This window comes from Shewanella sp. 5_MG-2023, from assembly GCF_030547465.1.
GTDB lineage: Bacteria > Pseudomonadota > Gammaproteobacteria > Enterobacterales > Shewanellaceae > Shewanella.
This window is the reverse complement of the sequence record NZ_JAUORC010000050.1, coordinates 1-7,608: the sequence shown is the minus strand read 5'-3', so window position 1 is coordinate 7,608 and position 7,608 is coordinate 1. Positions and strand designations below refer to the sequence as shown.

5 protein-coding genes and 1 pseudogene are annotated in these 7,608 nt (G+C 39.0%); 5 read left to right on the top strand and 1 reads right to left on the bottom strand.

The window, feature by feature from the left end; genetic code table 11:
• Window positions 1-27: 27 nt before the first annotated feature.
• The 5 genes and pseudogenes from Q4557_RS19350 to Q4557_RS19330 all read left to right on the top strand — a co-directional run.
• The gene (locus Q4557_RS19350) at window positions 28-957 is read left to right on the top strand and encodes a LysR family transcriptional regulator (RefSeq protein WP_303414929.1); all 930 of its coding nucleotides are present in this window, start codon (window positions 28-30) and stop codon (window positions 955-957) included.
• 274 nt (window positions 958-1,231) lie between these two features.
• The gene (locus Q4557_RS19345) at window positions 1,232-1,660 is read left to right on the top strand and encodes a DUF2057 family protein (protein ID WP_303414926.1); all 429 of its coding nucleotides are present in this window, start codon (window positions 1,232-1,234) and stop codon (window positions 1,658-1,660) included.
• Between the two features lie 374 nt (window positions 1,661-2,034).
• Window positions 2,035-3,225, top strand: a complete 1,191-nt coding sequence (locus tag Q4557_RS19340; RefSeq protein WP_102436505.1) for a class I SAM-dependent rRNA methyltransferase — start codon at window positions 2,035-2,037, stop codon at window positions 3,223-3,225.
• Between the two features lie 756 nt (window positions 3,226-3,981).
• Entirely contained in the window at window positions 3,982-6,342 is a 2,361-nt protein-coding gene (locus Q4557_RS19335; protein WP_303414923.1) for a fatty acid cis/trans isomerase, read from the top strand.
• A 120-nt stretch (window positions 6,343-6,462) separates the two neighbouring features.
• A pseudogene (locus Q4557_RS19330) lies at window positions 6,463-6,615 on the top strand (group II intron reverse transcriptase/maturase); the annotation flags it as partial.
• A gap of 110 nt (window positions 6,616-6,725) precedes the next feature.
• Here Q4557_RS19330 and Q4557_RS19325 read toward each other — a convergent pair.
• On the bottom strand, window positions 6,726-7,466 hold the full coding sequence (locus Q4557_RS19325; protein ID WP_303414920.1) for a hypothetical protein: 741 nt from the start codon (window positions 7,464-7,466) through the stop codon (window positions 6,726-6,728).
• Window positions 7,467-7,608 lie beyond the last annotated feature (142 nt).

Below are 7,608 nucleotides of genomic sequence, written 5' to 3'. Positions count from 1 at the left end.
TAAAAAAATAGATTCCCTTGGGAATCTATTACTTCGCATGAGTATAATCCTTTACTTTTTCTTTGGTGGAGAGTATTTGCCCAAGTTGTTGAACAGGGCAGTTTAAGCGGCGCAGCAAAGCATATTGGTCTTTCAAGGGCGGTAGTGAGTTATCACATAAAAAAGCTTGAAGCGCATTTAGAGGTAAGACTGTTAAATCGATCTACTCGAAGTATTAGTTTGACCGAAGAAGGTGAAGCCTATTATCAATCTTGTAAAGTGATAGCCGATCAAGCTAACACGGCCAACAAGCAAATTGAGAATATGAAAAGTGAGCCTATGGGTTTGATTAGGATCACCTGTCCTGTCAACGCTGGCTTAGAAACCATAGTGCCAGCCCTTAATGAATTTAAACGTTTGTACCCAAAAATTGAACTTGATGTGATGTTAACTGATGAAATCGTTAATATTATCAATCAAGGCATTGATCTAGCTATTCGTGGTGCGCCTTTGGTTGACTCAGGCTTACAGGCAACTAAATTATGTGTGCTCAAAACTTGCCTATGTGGCTCGGTTGAGTATTTTAATAAATACGGCAGGCCAGAAACCCCAGCTGATTTATCCAGCCATGACTGGGTGATGTATAAACCACAAAAAAAAGTGCTGCATCTTAATAAGGGTTCACGCTCATTTAGTATTGAAATGAAAGGCTCAATTACCACCAATAACGCCTCAGCGCGTACCGCATTCATTGAAGGCGGCCATGGAATAGGGCGAGTGCCAACCTATGATGCTTGGCCAAAAGTGAAACAGGGCAGTTTAGAAACCGTATTGGATGATTATCAATTTAGTGACATTACCATTTATGGGGTATTTCCACCCGGGGCGACAGACTCTAAAAAAGTGCGCTTATTGCTAGATTTCTTAAAAGCGTACTTTGATAAAAAAATACGTAATCTTGAGCAATCGATTTTGTGAGTTGAAGCCTATTAGGTAAATCTGCAGCGATGTTTAATGATATTAAAATTTTGATAAACATTTAAGTGTTGATCAGATTTTATTATTGTTTGTGATGTTGATTATCAACAGGTTTTATTTTTTAATGATTGTATTGTTCGTCTTCAAAAAAATTAAATAGTGTATTTGTGAAATTTTTTATGACGGCATTAGGTCTAATTAAATGACCGTTGTGAAAGCACAGTTGGTAGCTTGAATATAAGTGACATTAACTATTAATTTATTGGAGTTGAACATGAAGACTAAATTAACATTAGCGATTGCTATGGGATTATTACTCAGCAGTTTTACAGCCCAGTCCGCCAGCATAACCTTTCATGACGATCTTGATGTCGATAGCGTTAATGGTGTTATTGTAGAGTTTCAGCGTGAGGTAGACTTAGGCCAAGGGCTACATTTGTTAGAAATTAGCTATAGTGATTTATTTCAAGATAATGCCGATGACTCAGGTTATTGGGTAAAATCAGAGCCGCTATATTTAAGACTCGATGTACAGGGCAGTGAAACATATCATTTAGACATACCAGAATTGTATTCTGCAGATGATGCCAAAGACTTTATACAAAACCCGATTATTTCATTAACTACAGATGGTAATAATAATAAAAATATTACCTTATTAAGCCAATCTCAATTATTTACCCTGTTATTACATCAAAAGTAATGGTTAATATTTTGTCGTTGCAATTTGCTGTTTCAATTTTCAAATTATTTAAAAACGCTATTGAATTTATTTTAACTAGCGTTTTTTGGGTTGTAAATTTAAAGGAGAATAATGATATAAAAATGAGAGAGCTCATATTTGAGCTGTAAATATAAACAAGAAAATAACCTAATGACTGCTTACACTCGGTAAAATATAATCAGCCGTGTATAAATTTAGCGATGCTAGACCTCATCTTAGTAACATCATTTTAGCAACATCATCTTGCTTTTTAATCCGTTAAAGCCTGCTATACGCTATATTTTACTATTGTTTCTTGCGTTCCTTTCTGAGGATCCTTATCATCCGTATCCCAATTTGAAAAAGGCAACATCATGGCTATCAGAATCAAGCTTAGACCAAAGCGTGAGAAATCACTTGAACGTAAACACCCTTGGGTTTTTGCAAGTGGTATACACAATATTAAAGGAAAACCACAAGCTGGTGAAACTGTTGATGTTGTAGCCCATGATGGTCATTGGTTAGGTCGTGGTGCTTGGTCTCCAGAGTCGCAAATTCAAGTGCGTATTTGGAGCTTTGATAAAGAAGAAGCTATCGATAGAGACTTTTTTGTTCGCCGCATTCAACGAGCCCAAGCAGGCCGTGAAGCATTAATTGCTGAGCAGGGTTTAACCGGTTACAGACTGGTTGCTGCTGAGTCAGATGGACTGCCTGGCATAACCATTGATAAATACGCTAATGTATTAGTGTGCCAGTTACTTAACACGGGCGCAGATTACTGGCGTGATACCTTAGTATCAGTCCTCGCTGAGCTTTATCCTGATTGCGCTATCTATGAGCGCTCAGATGTTGACTCTCGTAAAAAAGAGGGGTTAAAGCCGGTAACGGGTTTACTTCATGGTGAGCTGCCAGAAATGCCAGTGATCATTGAAGAAAACGGCATTAAAATCGCAGTTGATGTCACTAAAGGTCATAAGACCGGCTTTTATTTAGACCAACGTGATAACCGCAATATTGCTGCCAGATTTGTAAAAGACAAGTCAGTACTTAACTGTTTTTGTTACACCGGCACCTTTGGCTTATACGCCGCTAAAGGCGGCGCATCGAGCATTGAAAACGTTGATGTGTCGGCGTTAGCGTTAGATACCGCCCGTAAAAATATGCAAATCAATGGCTTTAATGATGACCATGTTAATTACCATGAAGCTGATGTATTTAAGCTATTACGCCAGTACCGTGACGAGGGTAAAACCTTTGATGTTATCGTATTAGACCCACCAAAATTTGCCGATAATAAAGCCCAACTAAACGGTGCTTGTCGCGGCTACAAAGATATCAACATGATTGCGATGCAGTTATTAAATCCAGGCGGCATTTTACTGACATTCTCTTGTTCTGGTTTAATGCCTGCGGACTTATTCCAAAAGGTTGTGGCAGATGCAGCCTTAGATGCCAAGCGTGATGTACAGTTTATTGACCGCTTAAGCCAAGCCAGCGATCACCCAATCGGTAGCGGCTTCCCTGAAGGATTCTATTTAAAAGGCTTAGTTGCTAGAGTCTGCTAATTTTACACCATTTGCGCTGAAGCTTGCTTCAGAGCTGGGGATTTAAGGCTACTTTCTGGTAGCCTTTTTTTATGCCAAAAATAACTTGAAGTAGGCAGATATTAAGGTCAGACTTTTTGTCTTCACAGCAGCATCTTGAATCATAAGATATGATTCAACTAACCAATAAAAAAGTTAGACTTTTTATCTGCCCTCAGTGGTCTTTTCACTTAAAAATACGCTGGCTTTAGAATGCGTAAAACCCTATCACTTATATAACACTCGTTTATGCCTGGATTCGCTCTGTGATGATCTGCTCAATTTTACTAGGCTATTACTGTGTTTATTGATAGCACAGTATAACTAGACTACTTTTAGGCTAGGTTTTGTCGTTCTGGACCTCGATGTGTTCGAGATAAATTGATATTGAACTAGCTTGTTAGGCCATATAGGCGCATATTCAATAAACCCACGCCAAGTGATTGAAGGAGTGGCAAATTACTCGCTATGACAGAATGAGATAGAGATGACTCATTGGTGACAAGCCATACCAACCCAAGCAGCAAAGGTTAAACTCAATAACAAAATATTTCTATTCAAATTCATTCCTTATCATTGATTAATTGAATCGCTGAATGAGATGGGAAAGATTATTCCTGAAGCAACAGCAAATTTTTTGCCACAAAACCATCAATAATCATTTGATGCAAACGCAACAAACCAAGAGGTTGCCAATTGACTATGTATAATTTTTTTTTGAAGTACTACAGCCGCACAATGGTAATTTTTCTTTGTGTTATCTTGTCAGGTTGCGCGATTTTTGTGGGTTTTAATTACGATAAGTTATACGGTAAAGCGCAGCCCCAACAGCGCATGGTAGAAACAAACTCAGTTCAAGCTCAAAGCTATATTAATGATGTTAAACCTATAATCGATAACCGATGTGTTGTCTGCCACGCTTGTTACGATGCGCCTTGTCAACTTAAGATGTCATCCGCTGAAGGTATAGACCGTGGTGCGAATAAAGATAAAGTGTACCAAGGTACGCGGTTACTTTCTGCAAATACTACTCGCATGTTTCTCGATGCCCAAACAACTGCGCAATGGCGTGATAAAGGCTTTACTCCAGTACTGAATGAACGCTCACAATCACCAGCAGCCAATATACAAGCCGGTGTTATTGCGCGAATGCTACTGTTAAAACAAAGCCATCCTTTACCAACAGAAGACATACTTGATGACTCGTGGGACTTCTCCCTTGATCATAACCAACAGTGCCCATCGATTGAAGAAATGGACAGCTATGAAGAGGATTTCCCTAAATGGGGGATGCCTTATGGCTTACCGCAAATATCAAACAATGAAAATAATATCTTGTTGCAGTGGCTTGTGGATGGAGCACCAATGACAGCTGTCGCTCCTCCTTCAAGCAATGAACTTACAGCGGTGCAGAAATGGGAAACATTCCTCAATAAAAAATCATTAAAACAACAACTAACAAGTCGCTATATATTTGAACATTTGTTTGTTTCACATTTATATTTCGAGAACGAGGACATTGGCCTGCAAGGGGTACCCACTTTTTTTAAATTGGTTAGATCGAAAACCGCCCCTGGGGAAGTCATCGATGTCATCGCAACACGTCGACCTTACGATGATCCAAAGACAGATTCGTTTTACTATCGCTTAGAACAAGTGCGCGAAACCATTGTCGATAAAACACATATGCCATATGCACTCAGCGATAAAAAGCTTGAGCGTATAAAGTCATTGTTTATTGAACCCAATTATACAGTTAGCGCTTTACCAAGTTATAAACCATCAGTTGCTGCAAATCCGCTTATCGCCTTCACAGAATTACCCGTAGAGGCGCGCTATAAGTTTATGCTTGATAATGCGCAAAATACCATTATGGCGTATATAAAAGGCCCGGTATGTCGAGGACAGCTTGCACTTGATGTTATTAATGACAGATTTTGGGTGTTTTTTGTCGACCCTGATATGTCTAACCTCTCACAATTAAATGAATTTTATCGCTCACAGGCCGACAACCTAACCCTTCCGGCTGAGCAGGAAAGCAATACTTTGCGGCCTGTGAGTAATTGGATTAAATATGCTAGACAACAGGGCCGCTTTCTTCGGGCTAAAAATGCATTCTTGGAAGAAGAATTCGAAAATAATGAACACTTAACGACTCAGCTAATTTGGGACGGCAATGGTACGAATGCTAATGCTAGCCTAACGGTATTTCGCCATTTTGATAATGCATCAGTCGTGAAAGGCTTAATCGGTGAGCAACCTAAAACCGCTTGGATTATCAGTTATTCTTTATTAGAGCGTATTCATTACCTGCTTGTGGCTGGTTATGATGTCTATGGTAATTTTGGCCATCAATTAATTACTCGCATGTACATGGATCTTCTTCGTATGGAAGGTGAATCGAACTTTTTAACCTTGTTACCAACGAAAAACCGTCACCAAGAGCTTGCTGATTGGTATCAAGATGCAAGTCTGTATTTAACTGAACATCTTGAAGGCAATATCAATGAGTTCAGTAAACCCACAGAAGTTACTTATACGACAAAAGACCCTAAATATGAATTATTGCAAATGCTCAAACAGCGAGTCGCAAAGGTAACGCCAACTCGTTATGCACTTGAGTCAACCCAGCTTTCAGATGAGAGTAAGGCGCACCTTCAAAGGATTAATCATCTACAAGGGGAAAATGCATCTATATTCCCTGAACTTACTTATATTGTAATTGAAGCTGAAGATACCTCTGTTGAACCTCAGCTTTTCACCCTAATAAGAAACAGTGCCCATAAAAACATCTCTAGCTTATTTGATGAAGAATCCAACCGGCTATATAAACGCGATACCGTGACACTGGTTAACGGCCTACTTGGCAGTTACCCCAATGCTTTTTGGCGCGTAAAAGAAGCTGAGCTGCCAGCATTAGTCGCTCAAGTACTCAAGGTTAAAACCAATGCTGATTACAAAAGATTGTTAGATAACTATGGCGTTCGAAGAACTGACCCTGCTTTTTGGGCATTCAGTGACACCTTGATGACGCAATACAAAAAAAATCATCCAATAGATGCAGGCATACTTGATTACAATCGAATTCAAAACAGATAATCATATTAGTGATGAAATATAATTAGTTTAAATACTCTTACCTTATGATTTGAATAGAGTTTTTTCTGTTTGTTTTGTGGGGCGTGATCAATTTAACTAGCCCATTTCACATTGTGGGCAAGTATAGTTGGTTGTGGTATCACAAGCAAAGGCCCATGGAGAAGTTCAAAAACACCAGGGATCCAGCAAGCGCTGAGTAATGAGTATCTGAAGAAAGCAGGATTATATTCACTAAGAGATGGATGGATCGCAGTTCACTATCGTAATAAATAGGCTAACCAGAAAGTTTAGTTAGGTGTTCTAAATGAACCGCCCTGCGCGGAGCCGCATGCAGGGTGGTGTGGGGGCTGGAGGCTGGAGGCTAGATACCTCCGGCTACCCGATTATGCATTACTCACTGACTTAAATTGATAAACTAAAAATCGATGCAGATACTGCCTTATAGACAAAATGATGTTAATAGAAAGAGATACCTTGTTCCCATCCTGAATCATTGGGCTATCAATGAGTGAAAAACCTTTTCTTTCATCTGGTGTTTGTTCTTTATATTCATTGAGCGAGTCCATATTCTTCTGGCTGATCACACCATCAGTATGAACTAGCGAGTGTCTAATTAAGCGCAATTCTTTATAGCGCGTAAAGGATTCTATAAACGGTGTATTCATGTCATCCGGCTTTTTCAATCCAGCTTTATCTTCTGCAACAAAGTAATTGAGGATATTATCATTAGCCCATGCGCTCCTTACTCTCTTGCTAAGTTCAGAGTCAGAAATACCCTCTTCGATATTACTTAAAAATAACTCGTAAAGATCTTCCAGAATGCCATCCACTATTGAGATAGACATAACAACATAATTTTTTAAAATTACATCTAGTACATCTGTTTTGTATTCTTCCACCAGTTCTTCATTTGTATATTGATAGTCAATTTCTTGATCAAGCCTTAGAGTTATGGGAATGTTTTGAGTAGTAGATAGCCCGTTGGTATCCGTTAAGGTTTCGTATCGGCTAGATGATACATAGCAAGCATTAATTAATAGGGCATTCTTTGTATAGTTTTGAACAATTTTAGCGATGCCAAGCTTGAGAATCTTCTCAGCTTGATCTTTTAGACCTTTATCCATTTCAAAGTACCACTATCGTCGTGACTGCATAACGAATGATATGGACTCCCCTTACCAAATGGCCATTGTGTGCCATATTGAAAGTGCGAACATTCAATCAAGGAGAGTCCATATGTCCTTAATTAAAGCAATTGGCATCGAT